We start from the raw sequence: 16773 nt of genomic DNA, 5'->3' as shown, positions 1-16773 counted from the left end.
TCGTGCCAAGTGCCAAAGGTGCCTTCAGACATTTCTGGAGGCACCTTTTTTGTGCTAGCAGCTAGAAGTGTAGATATGGATAAAGTAAGTGAAGTGCTTCTTTAGATCAGTGTACATACAAGTGAATCACCCCGAATTATGTATGGTATTTTCCTCATTATTACTTGATATTTTACCCTGAATTAAGTGCTGGTAGATGCAGGCAAATAGCTTGTTATGAGCGCGCTAGGTCAAATGTCTAGAAAAACAGTATCTAAATAGGAATCACCCTCCTTTTATGATGCTCCATGTAATTAGAACTTGTCCTTTTCCACTTATATACCCCAATTTTTACCCCTTACTGCATGAACTACTTTTTTACGCGTTTGCTGCCATTAGCATCCGGGTTGCTGGTCCAAGTGCCCGTTACCCATGCGCAAACCACCCCAGCCACTCCGACTGCCCAAGCACAGCGGTCAATTCCGGTTCTATCCCGAGTGCAAGCATTGCCCCCTGGCGCACCGGCTCTGCCCCAGGCGTTGCTCGCCGTTAAGGCAGCGGGCGGAGCAGCCCAAGCCACCCGGCTCCATCAACGCCCTCAAACCAAATCGGTGTCGCAGCTCTCCATCCCAGCCCCAGTGCGCAGAACGCAAGAGTCGACTCTGGCAAACGAAAGGGTAATTCAAGAAGGCGTGTTCACTTATCGAGGACCCCGCAGCCAAATTGACCGGGCCGCCGGGGTGACCGTAGATGCCGCCGGCAACTTCTATGTAATTGGTTATGGGACTCGCACTGAATTGGCCCCAGGTGATGACTTTATTACCATCAAATATTCGGCGAGCGGTCAGCAGTTGTGGGTAGCCCGATACAATGTGGCGCCAAGATCGGGCAGTAACCGGCCTACGGATGTAAAGGTGGATGCTACGGGCAACGTCTACGTGACCGGCTACACGTTCACTGATGCGGCGACCACCGCCAACTATGCTACGATCAAGTATTCGGCGAGCGGCCAGCAGCTCTGGGTGGCCGCTTACAGCGGGCCAAATGACAGCAATGATCGGACAGCCGAATTGGTACTTGACAAAGCCGGTAACGTATATGTGGAAGGCACTACCACGGTCAAGTACTCACCCGACGGGCAGCAGCTCTGGACGGCGGCGGGCGGGGATCTAGCGCTCGACGCGACTGATAACCTCTACGTGAGTAGGAGCAGCGGCATCACCAAATACACAGCCAGCGGGCAGCAAATCTGGACTACGCCTGCACCAGCAGGAGCTATATATCTGGACGCGGCTGGCCAGGTGTACGTGGTAGGGGGCGTGGACCGGGGCACCAGCAACGCTGATTACGTAGCGCGCAAGTACGACGGAGCTACGGGCCAGCAACTGTGGGAGGCGCGCTACAACAGCGCCAACAATGGCCAAGACGAGATGGTAAGCGCGGCCGTGGATGCGGCGGGCAACGTGTACATCACCGGCAACACCTACCGCAGCAGCAACAGTACTTCCGACTACGCCACGGTGAAGTTTTCAACCAGTGGTCAGCAGCTCTGGGAAGCCATCTATAACGGTGCTGGTTCTGACATTCCCGGAATCAGTCAAGACGTGGTTCGGCGTTTGGTTTTGGATGCGGCCGGCAATGTGTACGTGACCGGAAATACGCAGCCGCTGCTTAGTGTTCCCACCGACTATCTTACCGTGAAGTACAATGGAGCCACTGGGCAGCAGGTATGGGACATTCAATACAACAGTATGGGCGGTCCTCGCAATGGCATCGACGAAGTAGAAGATCTCGCCGTAGATTTGACCGGCAACGTCTACGTAACTGGAACGTCTCTTTTCAGCGGCGTATTCACTGGCAACTTCACCACCGTCAGGTACGCTCAGTTTAAAGTGCAGCAAGCGTGGGAGGCGCGCTTCACAGGCGCAGGCAATAGCGCCGAAGTGGCCAAAGACGTGGTCAGTGACACCGCTGGCAACGTGTACGTGACGGGCTATGCCTACAACGGACGCAACTACGACTACGCCACCGTCAAGTATAATGCAACCGGTCAGCAACTGTGGCAAGCGCGCTACAACGGCCCCGCCGACAACGAGGATCTGCCCACCAATGTAGTAGTGGATGAGGCCGGCAACGTGTACGTCTCGGGCACGAGCTACAGTGCTACCGAGAGCGACTATGCGACGGTGAAATATTCGCCTACGGGTCAGCAGCTGTGGGTGGCCCGCTACAATGGCCCCGCTAGTGGCTATGACCTAGCCGCCAAGGTAAAGGTAGACGCGGCCGGCAACGTGTACGTAACGGGCTCCTCGGACAATGGCAGTGCCAGCCGCTACGACTATGCGACCATCAAATACGCGTCCACTGGCCAGCAGGTATGGGCCACCCGCTACAACGGGCCGTCCAATAGCTTCGATCTGGCTGCCGACCTAACGCTAGACAGCGAGGGCAACGTGTACGTGACCGGCACGACCTACACCGATTCGCAAAGCGACTATGCCACTCTCAGGTACGCTGGAGCCGATGGCCAGCAGGAGTGGGAAGAAATTTATAATGGCACTGGCGACGGCTATGACGAGGCGACCAAGATAGTGCTTGCTGGCCCGCTTAACAGTGTCGCCGTGACGGGCACCTCCTACGGTGGCACGAGCACGGGCTACGACTTTGCAACTATCCGGTACCAAACATTGAGCGGCTTGCAGGCCTGGGTGAGCCGGTATAATGACCCTGCCAATGGGGACGATGTAGCGGCTGACGTGGCCGTAACCAGCCAGGGCGACGTAGTGGTAGCGGGTACCTCGTATGGCGGCCGCAGCGCTGACTACAGCACCGTACGCTACGCCAGTAATGGTCAAGTCGTTTGGAATAACCGCTACGATGGACCCGCCAACAGTTACGACGAGGCCAAGGCCGTCGCCGTCAACGCGGCGGGCAACGTGTATGTCACGGGCTTGTCGTACAACAGCGCCGCCACCGATGACTACGCGACGATTGAATATGCATTCAGCCCCAACCCAAACACGACCACGAGCCAGTTGCTGTGGGAAGCGCGCTACAATGGGTCGGGCAACAGTTACGATGAAGCGGCGGCGATAAACGTAGATGGCGCCAACAATGTGTACGTAACCGGCTTCTCGCTCGGCAGTGGCACGAGCTACGACTATGCCACGCTCAAATACAGCCGGGTTAGTGTCCTCTCAGGGCCGACAGCGCTGGCAAGCGCAGCTCCGGTTAAAGCCAGCAGTGCGCCCTTGGCTGTAGCAGCTGCAAGCGGGCGGTTGCAGGAACTAGCCGTGTACCCCAACCCAAGTGCGGGGCCAACTACTGTTAGTTTCCGGCCGGTGCTCGATGGGCTAGCGCAGGTACGGGTCTACAACCAACTCGGCCAGCAGGTAGCTAGCCTCTACGAGGGTACTGTGCACAAGGGGCAGCACTACGAGGTGGCACTCAACAGCGTGAAACTAGCGGCGGGCTTGTACACCTGCTCGTTGCTCGTCAATGGCCAGCGCGAAACGGTGCGCTTGCTTGTTACTCGTTAAGGCTCAGCGGTATTAAACAGCACAAAGCGTCCCTGAACTTAGTTTAGGGACGCTTTTTTGTGTAAGCCAGTGTTCGTTAGTTGAGGCTGCTAAAGAAAAACTTGTTGGGTTCTAGCGCTGTGTCTAGGCCGGGAAGTTGGTGGCAGTAGCCGTTGCTTGCCAGGCTTCCCGCTGCTTTTGAACTTCAGCTTCTTTCTTGCTAGCTACCTCGTAGGCATCTGGGCCCAAGAAAAGGTGCAGGGGCGGGGTAGCTGAGGCCGCCACTTCCACTAGCACGGCCATGGCTTTTTCCGGGTCGCCGGGCTGTTGGCCGTCGTAGGCCGACCACTGGTTTTCGGCGGCGCGCACTTCCGTGTAGTCGGCTATTGGCTGGGCTGGCATCATTAAGGAACTGTCAGCCAGGAAATTGGTCCGAAAAGTGCCCGGATACACCACCGTAACGTGAATGCCGAAGGGTTTGACCTCAGCTGCTAAGGCCTCCGACAAGCCTGCCACGGCAAATTTCACCCCGGTATAGCTGCCGCTGCCGGGGAATTCGCCGAAATAGCCCGCAACGGAAGCAATATTGAAAATGTGCCCGGCTTTCTGCCGACGCAGTTGCGGCATCACATGGCGAATGACATTCAGCGTACCAAACACGTTCACATCGAAGGTGCGGCGGACTTCCGCATCGGTCAACTCTTCCAACGTGCCGAATTGCAAGTAGCCTGCATTGTTGACCACTACATCGAGGCGGCCGAACTGCTTTACTGTGGCGTCGATGGCTTGTTGCACGCTTTCCTCATCGGATAGGTCCATTTTCAGCGGCAGAAAACGGTCGGAGGAAGCTTCCCCTACGGCATCGGTAAGGGCTTGGATAGTGCGGGAAGTGGCGGCTACATGGTGGCCAGAGGCTAGCAACTGCTTGGCTAGGGTTAAGCCTAATCCCTTGGAGGCTCCGGTGATAAACCAAACGGTGGGCGTTGTCATAGAAGGAAGTTATTGTACTGCTTGCGTTATGCAAAGCAATGCAAAGGTCTGCCGCCCACACCCCCGATACATACGGATTTCAAGCTATTCCTTAAGCTATTCAAACATGGGTGCCTCTCTTTATCGATTGCTCCACGCTCCGCAGATCACAAGTAAAAATCGGTGCCTTGCCTTGGTTATCAACTTCTCGCTAATCTCCTTACTTAAGCGCGTAGGTCTGAAGGTGCCAGCCCCGTATGTTTCTTAAAGAAGTTGTTGAAATAGGTGGGGTACTCGAAGCCTAGGCTGTAAGCAATTTCAGAAACGCTCCAGTCGGTGTGCTGCAACAAGGCTTTGGCTTCGCTAATGATGCGCTCGGCAATATGCACCGTCGTGGTTTTGCCGGTTAGCTTGCGTACGGCGCGGTTGAGGTGGTTAACGTGTACGGAGAGGCAAGCGGCAAAATCGCTGGCAGTCCGCAGCTTCAGCGTATAGTTGGGCGAGTCAACCGGAAACTGGCGTTCCAGCAGTTCCGCGAACAGCGTGGCAATACGGCTGGAGGCATCGTGGTGCGGATAATAAGGCGCCTGGGGCTGCATCTTCAGCGCCTCATGAATGACGAGGTTCACGTAGTTGCGCAGCAGGTCTTGTTTGTAGGAATACGTGGAATTTTGCTCGGCTAGCATCTGCTGAAACAGTTGCTGCAACACGGCATACTGCGCCTCGTTGGGGAAAAAGATGGGGTCGTTGCCGATTTTGAATAGCGGCGAGTCCTGCAAACTGGTGGTTCGGTCGTTGATAACCAGAAAATCTTCGGTAAACAGGCACAGGTAGCCAGTTTGCGCCTCCGATACCACTTCGCACGAATAAGGTACCATCGGATTGGAAAAGATCAGCGCCGGCCGATCAATTCGCACGCCCCGGTCGGCGTAGTTGAATTGGTAGACGCCCGTCAGCAACGATATCTTGTAGAAGTCCCGACGGTTGTAGGTCAGATCCGTCGTACAGAACTGCTCGATATCGTAGACCTTGAAGTGCCCGGACTTAATGGCTTCGTGTTGCCGAACCAAGCTTGCCTCGGGGCGGCCCTGGACCTGATAAAAACGCTCTACTGATTCAGTGGATTTCATAGTTCTGCAAGTAAGAAAATCAACAGCGTCTCAACCTCAATGTTCTGTATGGTGCCTGCCTAGCCTAAGAAATCATCAGGCTGAACCCATTGAGGTTGACACTACAATCCGAACGTCATGCTGACCTTGCATATGCATCTGACGTGCTAACATTACCCAATCTGTCTACCGTCATGCTGAGCGCAGCCGAAGCATCTCGCGTGCTGAGGTTGTGGTGCCATTAATTTTACCACACTCGCGAGATGCTTCGGCTGCGCTCAGCATGACGGCAGACAGCACTATAAAAACGGCAGTATAGGGGCTACTTCTGCATGCGGCTGCCAGATGAACATAGCTGGCTGAGCACAGGCTAACTAAACAAGTCCAGCAATTCCTGCTGCGTTAGGGACTTGATGAAGCCGGTATCGGTTTTGATGAGGCCGTCGGCTAGCTCGCGCTTCGCTTCCTGCATCTTCATGATTTTCTCCTCGATGGTATCGGGGCAGATAAGGCGGACGGCTACCACCTTTTTGTCCTGGCCGATGCGGTGACTACGGTCGATGGCCTGGTTTTCTACGGCCGGGTTCCACCACGGGTCCACGAGGTAGACGTAGTCGGCTTCGGTGAGGTTGAGGCCGGTGCCACCCGCTTTCAAACTCACGAGGAACACGCGCACAGCTTCGTTTTGCTGGAAGTTGTTGACGGTTGCGGCGCGGTTTTTTGTTTGGCCGGTTAGGTACTCGAAAGGAATATGGTGCATTTCGAGCTCCTGCTTGATCAGGTCGAGCATGGTCACGAACTGCGAGAACACCAGGATTTTATGCTGTGGAGCCTTGTTGCGGATTTCTTCCAGCAAAGCATCCAGCTTGGCGGACTGCTGACCGTAGCTTTCCTCGTCGGGGAGCAGGGCGGGGGAGTTGCAGATCTGACGCAGCTTGGTCAGGCCCTGTAGGATGTGCATGTTGCTTTTGCGGGGCGTTTCTTCCTGAATACCGAGCAGCATGTCGTGGTATTCCTTTTTGCAGGCTTCGTATACCCGGCGCTGCTCGGCGCCCATTTCGCAGTAGAGCACCATCTCGGTTTTATCAGGCAGCTCGCGGGCCACTTGGGCTTTGGTGCGGCGCAGCACGAAGGGACTGATTTTGCGTTGCAGCGCCCGCGCCTTTTTGTCGTCCTTGAACTTGTCGATGGGGCTCCCGAAAATGTCGTTGAAGTGCTGCTTGCTACCTAATAGGCCAGGACAAGCGAAGGAAAGCTGCCCATACAAGTCAAACGTGTTGTTCTCAACAGGCGTGCCCGTGAGCACCACTCGGTTACGGGCTTGCAGCAAACAAGCCGCCTTGTAGCGCTGCGACTCCGGGTTTTTGATGGCCTGTGATTCGTCCAGAAACACGTAATTGAAGGTGTATTCCTTGAGCTGCCGGATGTCGGAAACCATCGTGTTGTAGGTGGTCAACACAATGTCGAAGGCATCGAAATCCTTGGTGCTGACACTGCGGGCGGTGCCGTGTAGCACGTGCACACGCAACGTAGGGGCGAACTTCTTCACCTCGGCTTGCCAGTTGAATACCAATGAAGTTGGGACGACGACCAGATTGGCGGCCGTGCGGCCCTTAGCGCGTTGAAGCAGAATGAAGGCTAGTACTTGCAGGGTTTTGCCGAGGCCCATGTCGTCGGCGAGGCAGCCACCGAAGTTGAATGTGTCCAGGAAGTTCAGCCAGTTCAGGCCCTGCCGCTGATACTCGCGCATGGTAGCCTGCAAGCCGGGCGGTACCGCCACGGGTTCGATGGCAGCAAAGTCAACCACTGCGTTTTGGTAGGTGGCTAGCTGCGCCTGCGCTTCGGCCGCTAGGGCTTCGGGGTCGTAGAGTTCTTGAATAGCCGAGAAATTGATGCTTGGCGTCCGGATATGGTCATCCACAACATGGCCGGCCGCGAAGTAGTGCGCAAACTTCTCGACCCATTCTTGGGGCAAGATGCCGCGGGTACCGTCGTCGAGGCGGACGTAGTGGCTTTTGTTGCGGACGGCTTGGTGCAGTTGCTTGAGGGACGCTTTTTGCTTGCCGAAGCGGACTCGGAGCTGCGTGTCGAACCAGTTGGTTTCGCCGGTTACGCGCACCGAAATGTGCGCCCGATTCGGGTTGAGGTCGTTTTTCTTGAGCTGGTTGAAGCCAAGAATTTCAATGTGCTCGTTCTGCCAATCCTCGAAGGCGTTCAGAAACCATTCTTCTTCCAAAAACAGGCTTTTGGGTACGTATAGCGAGTCAAACTGCAACTGCTCCTGAAAGTCGGGGTAGTGGCGCAGCAGGGTGTTGGCAAAGAGCTGTTCCGCCACGTCGTCGCGTTCCAAGACAAACGGTTTGCCCACCTCATCAACCGCTAAAAGCTGCTTGCGCGACAGAATGGACACTTCCTTGGTGCCGTAGCGCATCACGGGCAGCACTTCCACGTGCGCCCCGGCATCGGAGAGGTACAACAGCTTTTCCGGCGCTCGGTCGAAGCCGTAGGACACCACCTGTTGGGGCGTAGCGGGCCGCGCGTAGGAGTAGCTGATGTGCAGGCGGTCCTCTAAGTTGGCCAACACGTCCAATTGAAACTCCGCGAATTTGCTTTGGTGAATCAGCAGCGTGTTGTTACGCTTGGTGAAGAACTCGATAGCGCGCCACACATCCGGGTCTTCAATCAGGTAGAGTACGTCCTGCACCGCCACGAAATATTCGTAGCGCACGGCTAGCGTCTTCAAGTCTACGGGCTGGCCTTCCAGCACCAACAGGCCCGCCATTTCGTAAAACTCACCTTTCAAGTTCACCGCCAAACGCAAATCGGCGGGCACGCTGCGCACCCGCAGGCGCGTGAGCGACGGGGCCGTGAGCTTGTCGGATACGGTTGGGTTGTGGCCGAAGATGGGAAGGCCCGTTGGGTTGTGTAGCACGGCTTGCAATGCCTCGATGGCTGCTGTGGAGCGCGTGTCGTCGTAGTTGTTCTGGAAGCGCGCAAGGCCGGTGAAAAACTTTAGTTCGGCTGCGTCGGTGGTTTTCCAAATGCCGTCCAGCGGGTTGAGCACGGTCACCGGATTCTTGACTTTGCCGGCCGAGGTGAGGGCCGCTTCCGCTAGCTGAATGGTGAGGTGACCGTAGTACTTGTGCTTGCCGAACACCACAAACCGCTGCGTATGAACCGGCTCGGGGATGCCACTGCGTTTTTGGGGCTGCAACTGCCCCACCAGTTCCTGCTTGGTAGCCGCCGTGATAGGGTAAAGCCCTGCCTGCCGCGGGCTTACCACCACCGATGGCCGCACGTACGTCAATTGAAAGTGCTCATCGAGGTCGGCGGCGTTTTCCAAGCCATAGTCGCGGGCAGTGGCCAGTAGGAGGGCGCGCCGCTGCACGGGGTCAAAGAACACGCGCAACTCTTTGCGGCGCAACACACTGAGTAGCACCTGTGCCTGATGCTCGCACAAGGTGGTTTTCGGAGCAGTGCAAGCGCAGGAAAGCAACAGCCCCTCAGCTTGTTGCTCTATAATCACACTCGGAAACTTCTGCTGACCAGCAGGAGGCACCGAACTGGAAAACGAGCCAAAATTCAGCGTTATGCTCTCAGGTTGCACTGCTGTCAATGTCTGCGTATCGGCTAGGAACAGCGCCGGATAATGCCCGGCAACGTCTGTGCTACTGAGCGTAGAAATCGTAGCTCCCGCAAGAAAATACTGATGCGGATGTAGGTCGTCGTCGGGCAGAGGCAGGGTTTCCGTTGATTTCAACATACACATAAGTTGCAGTCCCGAAAGGTAGGTAACTATCCTGATTAGCCAGTTGTCTAGATTTAGCTAATTAGACTAGTTGACAAACGAAGGTCCATATAGGAAGTGCTGTAATTTCACACAGCAACTTGTAGAAGTATCCACTACCTGACCCACTAGAACGTCATGCTGAGCGGAGTCGAAGCATCTCGCTTGAATCGTTGAGTTAGCGTTACAACGTCAGCACGCGAGATGCTTTGGCTGCGCTCAGCATGACGTTCTGGTGGGTGCGTATATTCAAAGCTCTAAAACGAGAAGCTGTTATAACCAAAAAAGCCCTGACTGCATCAGTCAGGGCTTTTACTTGCTAATTATAAGTGGCTTTCCTTAGAATAAGGAAAGCCGTGTGCGAATGTGCTAGCTCTTCTTAGTAGCTGGTTTTTTGGTTGCCGGTGGGCTGGCTTTTGCGCCTTTCAATGGGAAGCCACGCTCTCGCATCAAGGCATCAATTTTCGGGTCGCGGCCGCGGAAGGAGCGGTAGGCATCGGCAGGGTCCACAGTGTTACCGACCGAGAAGATGTACTTGGTCAGGCGCTGGCCCACGGCTTTGTCGTAGGGGCCACCGGCTTCTGTGAAGGCGCCGTATGCATCAGAGGCTAGTACCACCGACCAGAGGTAGCTGTAGTAACCGGCCGAGTACCCATCCGAGGAAAATACGTGCGAGAACTGCGGCGTGCGGTGGCGCATCACAATCTCGCTCGGCATACCCAACTGCGCCAGCGTTTCGCGCTCGAACTTATCGGCATCAATCTTCTGGTCGCCGGCCAAGTGCAGCTTCATATCGATGAGGGCGCTGGCCAAAAACTCGGTGGTTTCGAAGCCCTGGTTGAAGGTCGAGGCCTTTTCAATCCTATCAACCAAGGCCTGCGGAATGGGCTTGCCGGTCTGGTAATGCACGGCGAAGCGCTGAAGCACCTGCGGCGTAGGCAGCCAGTTTTCCAGCACCTGCGACGGGAATTCCACGTAGTCGCGCACTACGCTTGTGCCCGACAGGGTCGGGTAGGTTACGTTGGACGAGAGGCCGTGCAAGGCGTGGCCGAACTCGTGGAACAACGTGGTGGCGTCGGTCCAGGAAATGAGGGTGGGCGCACCGTCCTTGCCCTTCACGAAGTTGGAGTTGTTGGACACGATGGTGTTTACCTCGCCGTTCATGCGCTCCTGCTTACGGTAGGCGTTCATCCAGGCGCCGGATCGTTTGCCGGGCCGAGCGTAGGGATCGAAGTACCACAAGCCCACGTGCTTGCCCGAGGTTTTGTCTTTCACCTCCCACACTTTCACGTCGGGATGATACACGGGCACGTCGGTGACGGGGCTGAAGGTGAAGTTGAACAGTTCGCCAGCCACCCAAAACATGCCTTCGCGCATTTTATCGAGCTGCAAATATTGCTTCACCTCGTTCTGGTCGAGGTCGTAGCGGGCTTTGCGCACCTTCTCGGAGTAGTAGCGGTAGTCCCAGGGCTCGATTTTGATGTTGGCACCTTCCTTTTTGGCTAGCGCCTGCATGTCGGCCACTTCTTCTTTCACGCGGGCCACGGCCGGCGCCCACACTTCTTCCATCAGGGCCATGGCTTTTTCCGGCGTCTTGGCCATGGTGTTGTCGAGGCGCAGGTGGGCGTGGGTGGCGTAGCCGAGCAGCTTGGCCCGCTCCGCTCGCAACTGCAGAATCTCGGTAATGAGGGCGTTGTTGTCGTGCGCGCCGCCGTTGTCGCCGCGGTTGTAGAACATGCGCCACGCCTTCTCGCGCAGCTTGCGCTGATCGGAGTAGGTCAAGAACGGCTCGATGGACGAGCGGGTGTTGGTGATAACACCCACCGCCGAAATCTTGCGCGCGGTGGCCGTATTGGCCGCATCATCGCGCAACGAAGTAGGCAGGCCGGCCAAGTCGGCCGGCGTTTTCAGCACCATCACGGAGTCCGTTTCGTCGGCCAGCACGTTTTGGCTGAAGCGCGTGAACAGCCCCGCCAGCTGCTGGTTGATTTCCGAGAGGCGCGTTTTGGCTTTGGCATCTAGCTTAGCCCCAGCCCGCACGAAGTTGTTGTAGTACACAAACGTGAGGCGCTGCTGCTCGGGCGTCAACTTCTTTTTGTCGGGCGAGTTGTAAACGGCCTCAATGCGCTTGAACAGCGGTTCGTTCTGCGTGATTTGGTCGCCGAAGGCCGCCATGCGGGGCGCCATTTCGCGCTGTACCGCCTGCACTTCGGGGCTGCTCATGGTGCCCGCCCACACGCCATACACCGTCTGGACCTGATCGAGCGTGTGGCCGGCCCGTTCTAGCGCGGCAATGGTGTTCTCGAACGTTGGGGCTTGTGCGTTGCTGGCAATAGCTTGAATCTCCTTCAAGTTTTCGGCCATAGCTGCTTCCAACGCCGGTTTGAAGTGGGCTACCTGCACTTTGTCGAAAGCCGGAAACCCCCCGTAGGGGCCCGCCCAAGACGCTAGTAGGGGGTTGGAGTCGGGGCGGACGGCAGCCACTGCCGGCGCCGTCTGGGCACTAGTAGGAGTTGGGTTCACGTAGGCAGCTAAACTAAAGGCAAGCAGGGCAGAAGTAAGCCGCCGCCCACCAGAAAAAGTAAGGTTGGACATGAGCAAAGAACAGGTTGTGGCAATGGTGCAAGCGTGAAAGTACTACCAAAGCCTAATTCGCTTCAGCGGGTTCCATTCAAGCGCCTTGCTACGCAGCCTTTCCGCTCCCTACGCCCTACAACCGCACTATCCAAGAGCAAGAAGCCTGCGTTTGGCGTATCGTTGAACGAAGCCGTTGCCGCTATGCGGTTTCAGTCGTGCCAAACGATGCGCCAAGCGCAGGCTTCTTGCTACTGCCTCGGAAAACTAGGCTTAAAAGTCAGAGTACGCGACGGGGTACAAAAACGTCTGCTGGTTTCTGGAAACGTTGTTCTGATACTCTGGCAGGGCCGAAAGCTTTTTCCATTCCGGATCGGAGCCAAAGGTTTTCCAGTGCGCGTCGCGGTCGGCTTTGTTTTCGAAGCTGGTCATGTACATCAGGTTGGGCATGTGGCTGCCCGCTATTACCCGGCCGTAGAACACCCCGTTGAACCCTAGGCGCTTGAACAAGCCTATTTCGTTGCCTTGCACGAACATCTGCACTTTATTGATGTGGATCTTCTCGTTGGGGCTTTCGTAGCTGCGCAACTCGTACACCCGCTCTGCCCGTGGACCCTTCAGCGCTGGTTCCTGCAACTGAAGCTTATCCGACATAGACTGGATTTCAACAACTTCGAGGCGTGCGTAGGGCGGGTTATTGTAGGCGGCCGTCCAGTATTGGCTGTTGCTTTCGAAACTTTTGTCTTGCTCTAGGCGGTCGGTTACGCTCAGGAGTTGGTTGAACGTCTTGAAAGGAACAAGCACCATAATCCGGCGGTCAACGGCCGTATCGTTGCCGATAGGCTTGAAAACGCCGACTTTCTGCACGCCCAACTTATGCAGAGCAGGCAGGTAAGCATCCTTCAAAAAGGCGTCAACGCGCTCTTCCTGCTGCTTGTCCTTTAGATGATAGATTCGAAGTTGGTAGAGTTCTTTGTCAGCGGCGGCGGCTACAGTCACCTGTAAGGTTAGCAGCGCCAAAACGATAAAAAAAAGCAAACCAGTCTTGGGTGGCCGTTCAGATACTAGCAAGTGCTTCATTTGGGAGAAAGTGTGGGGGTAAGAAATAGTCGCACTAAACCTAATAAAAATTCTATGCCCACTAGGCAAGATGCAGAGTTATCTACACCTGAAAAGCTAAACTTCCCAGTCACTGTTGAGTATATGCGTTGATGCTGCGCTGGATTGATATCTTGAAATTTGCCAAATACAGCAACCCGAGCCACCGCGCCGCGTGGAGAAATCGGAGGCGGAATGGCAGCAAACACTGACGCCCGCGCAGTTTGGGGTGTTGCGCCAGAAAGGAACCGAGTCGCCGTATCGCAATGCGTATTGCCGCACCTACGAGCCCGGCACATATGCCTGCCGTGGCTGCGGAAGCCTATTATTTACGTCGTCCGCGAAATATCACGCCATATCAGGCTGGCCTAGTTTCACGCAGCCGCTCACCAAAAACGCCATCAAGTACGCCTACGATGAGAGCTTCGGAATGCAGCGAATCGAGGCCCTCTGCAACGTCTGCGACGGCCACCTCGGCCACGTGTTTCCCGACGGCCCAGAGCCAAGCGGCTTGCGCTACTGCATGAATTCAGAAAGTTTGGTTATGCTAGCTGATGAAGAATGAAAGTTTAACTAAGCTTCCCTTATATAGTACTGCCAGGCACCACGCAAGTCCTACTTAGCAGAGCCACCGCGTCTCCCTTGCTGCCCCATCCACAAGGACGTCATGCTGAGCGGAGCCGAAGCATCTCGCGTGAATCGTTGCATACATTAGGGTTTACCACCCTAGCGAGATGCTTCGGTTGCGCTCAGCAGGACGGGCTGATAGTGTTGTGTTTTACCATTAGTATGCGAGATACTTCGGCAAGCGCGCATGACGTACTGTGGTTATTTGCAACGTCATCACACCAGATGCTTTGGCACTACTCAGCGTGAGCGGTAATCGGCTAGAATGCCCTCGTACATCCAGTTGGCTAGGGCTTGGCGGTTGTCGGGGATGAGGAAACGGCGCTGGTCTTTGTTGTTGCGGATGTTGCCTAGCTCCATGAATACGGCCGGCGCGTGGCTGTTGCGCACCACATACAAGGAGTTGCGGGCCGATACCGTGCCGGAATAGGGCCGATTTGGTTGGGCGCGCTTGTAGCGGGCCGTAAACATCTTGTGAATGTTTTGCGCCAGCCGTTTGCCCACAGCGCTGTTGGAGTTGTGGTAGAAGAACACGTCGATGTTCTTGCCTTCGCTGCGGCTGTCTACGTGCAAGCCCAAAAAGCGCTGGTAAGCGCCTTTGTGGCGGGGATAAATGGCATTTACGGCGTTGATGCGCTGACGCAGACGGGCCAGCTGGCTCCGCGGGATAGTCAGGCTCGGATACGTGACTTCGTCGTAGTCGGGGAGAAGCACGGGCTGGTCGCGGATGCCGTCGTTGGGGTCCCGGATAATGAGGTAAACCAAGGCCCCATGCATGTAAAGCACCCGGGCTAGCCGCAGCGTTACATCGTAGGCGTACTCGTCTTCGGCCAACGAATAGCTGCCATACTTGCCAATGGCGCCAGGGTCGGGGCCGCCGTGGCCGGAAGAAAGGTAGAAAACCGCGCCGCGCAACAGACCATCGGAGGGCCGGGTTTGGTCGTAGGCTTTGCCGAAAAAGCTAGTCAGCGGCAGTATCACTTTTTTCGGTACTGGCGTGGCGGCCCGCGCAGCGGTTCGCGGCTGAATACGGCGCGTAGTGGTTGCTGTACGGCGTACAACGGGGGGGAGGCGGTATTTGCGGCCGGCAACCAACGATTGGTTTTTGCCGAGCGCGCCCCGGTTTAGGACTAGAAAAGGCCGCAAGTAAGTGGCCGGGGCTAGGCCATAGCGGCGCAGCAGAGTTTGGGTACCATCACCGCGACGGGCTACTACTTGCCGGTATTTAGTTTGGCTAAAGGCTAGGGCAGAAGCCAGCAAAAGCAGGAGAAAGAGAATGGCCGTTCGCAAAGCAACTAGGTAGCGGTAATAAATTCTAAATGACAAGAGTACTAAAAAACGAGCCAGAATACACGGTTAAAAGCATTAATCAGGCTGCAGGGAGCGCAACTGTCCAATCTGCACCAAGAAACTCCCTCTACTCCTATGGCACCAAAAGGGTTTTACGGCGGGTAAGTGGCAAGGCTATCCAAGTATAAAATTTAGGCGATATTTGCTTACTTACTACTAAGTAAGTATGTTTGAGTGTTATGTCGAATCAGCCGGAAGTACTTACACCCGATACCCGCACCCGCATCCTCAATCTGGCTCAGCAGCTGTTGCTTGAGCGCGGATTCAATGCGTTTAGCTATCAGCATATTGCCAAAGAGCTAGGCGTAAAATCCGCCGCTATTCACTATCACTACCCAACCAAAGAAGATTTAGGGACGGCCATCATCCAGCGGCAGCGCAAGCGGCTGAATAAGTGGCGTGGCTTACCCCGATTAACGGAATTGCAGCCTCAGCAGCAGCTGGAGGCCCTTTTTGAAGTATATCTCGAGCATTTGCGCAGCGAGCAACGGGTGTGTTTGTTTGGCTCGTTGGCTGCCGAGTTCCGGACCCTTCCCGAGGCTATGCAGCAGGAGCTACGCCTCCTAACCCGGGAGCTAACCGAATTTCTGGCGGGTGTGCTGGAAGCAGGCCGCGCGGCTGGCACCTTAGCATTCAAAGGTCAACCAACGGCCAAAGCCGCGCAGGTACTGACCACGTTGGCGGGTGCGCTCCAAATGGCCCGCGTCCACGATGAGCGCCAGTTTTACTTGATTTTCGAGCAGTTGCGCTTGGAACTGCTACCAGAGTAAATCCTTTCTTAACCCGCTAGCTGTGCCCGTTATGGTTAATGTCTTTTCGCCTGCCTCAGACCTCTATCCGTTGGAAACTTTGTTTGAGCCCGCTCCCGTCCGCCCCGCGAAAGTGCTGTATCCATCGGTGCCGCCCGGCCTGAAGTTCTTACGCCTGCAACTGCGGCTGCAAGCGGCCCTCTCGGAAGAGTGGGCATTCCGGTCAACCTGGCGCTTGTTTACTACGCCGCGCCGATTGCCCGTGAAAGCGTGGGAAGCGTCGGCACTGGCCAAGGCGCAGTCGCACTCAGTGCAGGCTGGTAGTGGGCGCGTGGCTTACTACGAGTGGAACGCTACGGGGGGGCGTACGGTGCTACTGGTGCACGGGTGGGAACACCGGGCGAGCTTTTGGGGCTCCATGGCGGCTGGCTTGGTAGCGGCTGGCTATCGGGCAGTGGCCCTCGATGGCCCCGCCCACGGCGCTTCCGAAGGGCAACGGGCGACGTTGGTAAGCTTTGCCGGCGCAATACAGGCCGTAGCCGATGCCATTGGGCCCGTGTACGCTGTGGTAGCGCATTCATTTGGGGCAGCCTGCACGGCCGGGGTGCCGGTGCAATTCAAGCAGCCCGATGGGGGCAAGTTGCCGCGTTTGGTACTCATGAGCGCCCCAAGCAGCACCCGCAACGTAGCCGAGCGGTTCGCCGACCTGTTGCGCCTTCCGCACAGTGTGGTTGACCACATGGCTCGCTTCATTCAACAGCAGTTCAACCGCAAGGCTGAAAGCTTTAGCCTAGTAGAAGCGGGCCGCCACCTGCCCGTGCAGCGGGCCCTGCTGCTCCACGACCGCCACGACCTGAACGTGCCCTTCACCGATGCCGAAGCTATTGCCGCCAGCTGGCCAGCGCTGGATTTCCGGGCTACCAGCGGCTTGGGCCACAACCGCATCATGCGCGACTCGGGCGTATTAGCGCAAGTGGTGGAGTTCCTGGCCTAAGGTCTTGCGAGCTTCAGCA

10 protein-coding genes are annotated in these 16773 nt (G+C 56.3%); 4 read left to right on the top strand and 6 right to left on the bottom strand.

Going from position 1 to position 16773, the window contains the following annotated elements; genetic code table 11:
• Positions 1-344 precede the first annotated feature (344 nt).
• Positions 345-3518 (top strand): T9SS type A sorting domain-containing protein, encoded by a 3174-nt coding sequence (locus tag MUN86_RS14160; protein ID WP_245118666.1) that lies wholly within the window; start codon positions 345-347, stop codon positions 3516-3518.
• A gap of 123 nt (positions 3519-3641) precedes the next feature.
• Here MUN86_RS14160 and MUN86_RS14155 read toward each other — a convergent pair whose 3' ends face one another.
• The 5 genes from MUN86_RS14155 to MUN86_RS14135 all read right to left on the bottom strand — a co-directional run bounded on the left by MUN86_RS14155 (position 3642) and on the right by MUN86_RS14135 (position 13016).
• Positions 3642-4487: an SDR family NAD(P)-dependent oxidoreductase gene (locus MUN86_RS14155; RefSeq protein ID WP_245118664.1), complete on the bottom strand. Its 846-nt coding sequence runs from the start codon at positions 4485-4487 to the stop codon at positions 3642-3644.
• A 203-nt stretch (positions 4488-4690) separates the two neighbouring features.
• Entirely contained in the window at positions 4691-5596 is a 906-nt protein-coding gene (locus MUN86_RS14150) for a helix-turn-helix domain-containing protein (protein ID WP_245118662.1), read from the bottom strand.
• 349 nt (positions 5597-5945) lie between these two features.
• Positions 5946-9338 (bottom strand): DEAD/DEAH box helicase, encoded by a 3393-nt coding sequence (locus tag MUN86_RS14145; RefSeq protein ID WP_245118660.1) that lies wholly within the window; start codon positions 9336-9338, stop codon positions 5946-5948.
• 393 nt (positions 9339-9731) lie between these two features.
• Positions 9732-11957 (bottom strand): M3 family metallopeptidase, encoded by a 2226-nt coding sequence (locus MUN86_RS14140; RefSeq protein WP_245118659.1) that lies wholly within the window; start codon positions 11955-11957, stop codon positions 9732-9734.
• Positions 11958-12209: 252 nt separating this feature from the next.
• Entirely contained in the window at positions 12210-13016 is an 807-nt protein-coding gene (locus MUN86_RS14135) for an NIPSNAP family protein (protein ID WP_245118658.1), read from the bottom strand.
• Positions 13017-13209: 193 nt separating this feature from the next.
• On the opposite strand from MUN86_RS14135, the gene msrB reads away from it, so the two are divergent.
• Positions 13210-13599: a peptide-methionine (R)-S-oxide reductase MsrB gene (msrB, locus tag MUN86_RS14130; protein WP_311181709.1), complete on the top strand. Its 390-nt coding sequence runs from the start codon at positions 13210-13212 to the stop codon at positions 13597-13599.
• Between the two features lie 302 nt (positions 13600-13901).
• Here msrB and MUN86_RS14125 read toward each other — a convergent pair whose 3' ends face one another.
• Positions 13902-14921: an N-acetylmuramoyl-L-alanine amidase family protein gene (locus tag MUN86_RS14125; RefSeq protein WP_245118656.1), complete on the bottom strand. Its 1020-nt coding sequence runs from the start codon at positions 14919-14921 to the stop codon at positions 13902-13904.
• 269 nt (positions 14922-15190) lie between these two features.
• On the opposite strand from MUN86_RS14125, the gene MUN86_RS14120 reads away from it, so the two are divergent.
• Entirely contained in the window at positions 15191-15781 is a 591-nt protein-coding gene (locus MUN86_RS14120; protein WP_245118654.1) for a TetR/AcrR family transcriptional regulator, read from the top strand.
• A 70-nt stretch (positions 15782-15851) separates the two neighbouring features.
• On the top strand, positions 15852-16754 hold the full coding sequence (locus MUN86_RS14115; protein WP_245118652.1) for an alpha/beta fold hydrolase: 903 nt from the start codon (positions 15852-15854) through the stop codon (positions 16752-16754).
• The last annotated feature ends 19 nt before the right edge of the window (positions 16755-16773 follow it).

The organism is Hymenobacter volaticus (assembly GCF_022921055.1).
Lineage (GTDB): Bacteria > Bacteroidota > Bacteroidia > Cytophagales > Hymenobacteraceae > Hymenobacter > Hymenobacter volaticus.
The sequence above is the reverse complement of the archived record's forward strand: the minus strand, read 5'-3'. Positions and strand labels throughout refer to the sequence as shown.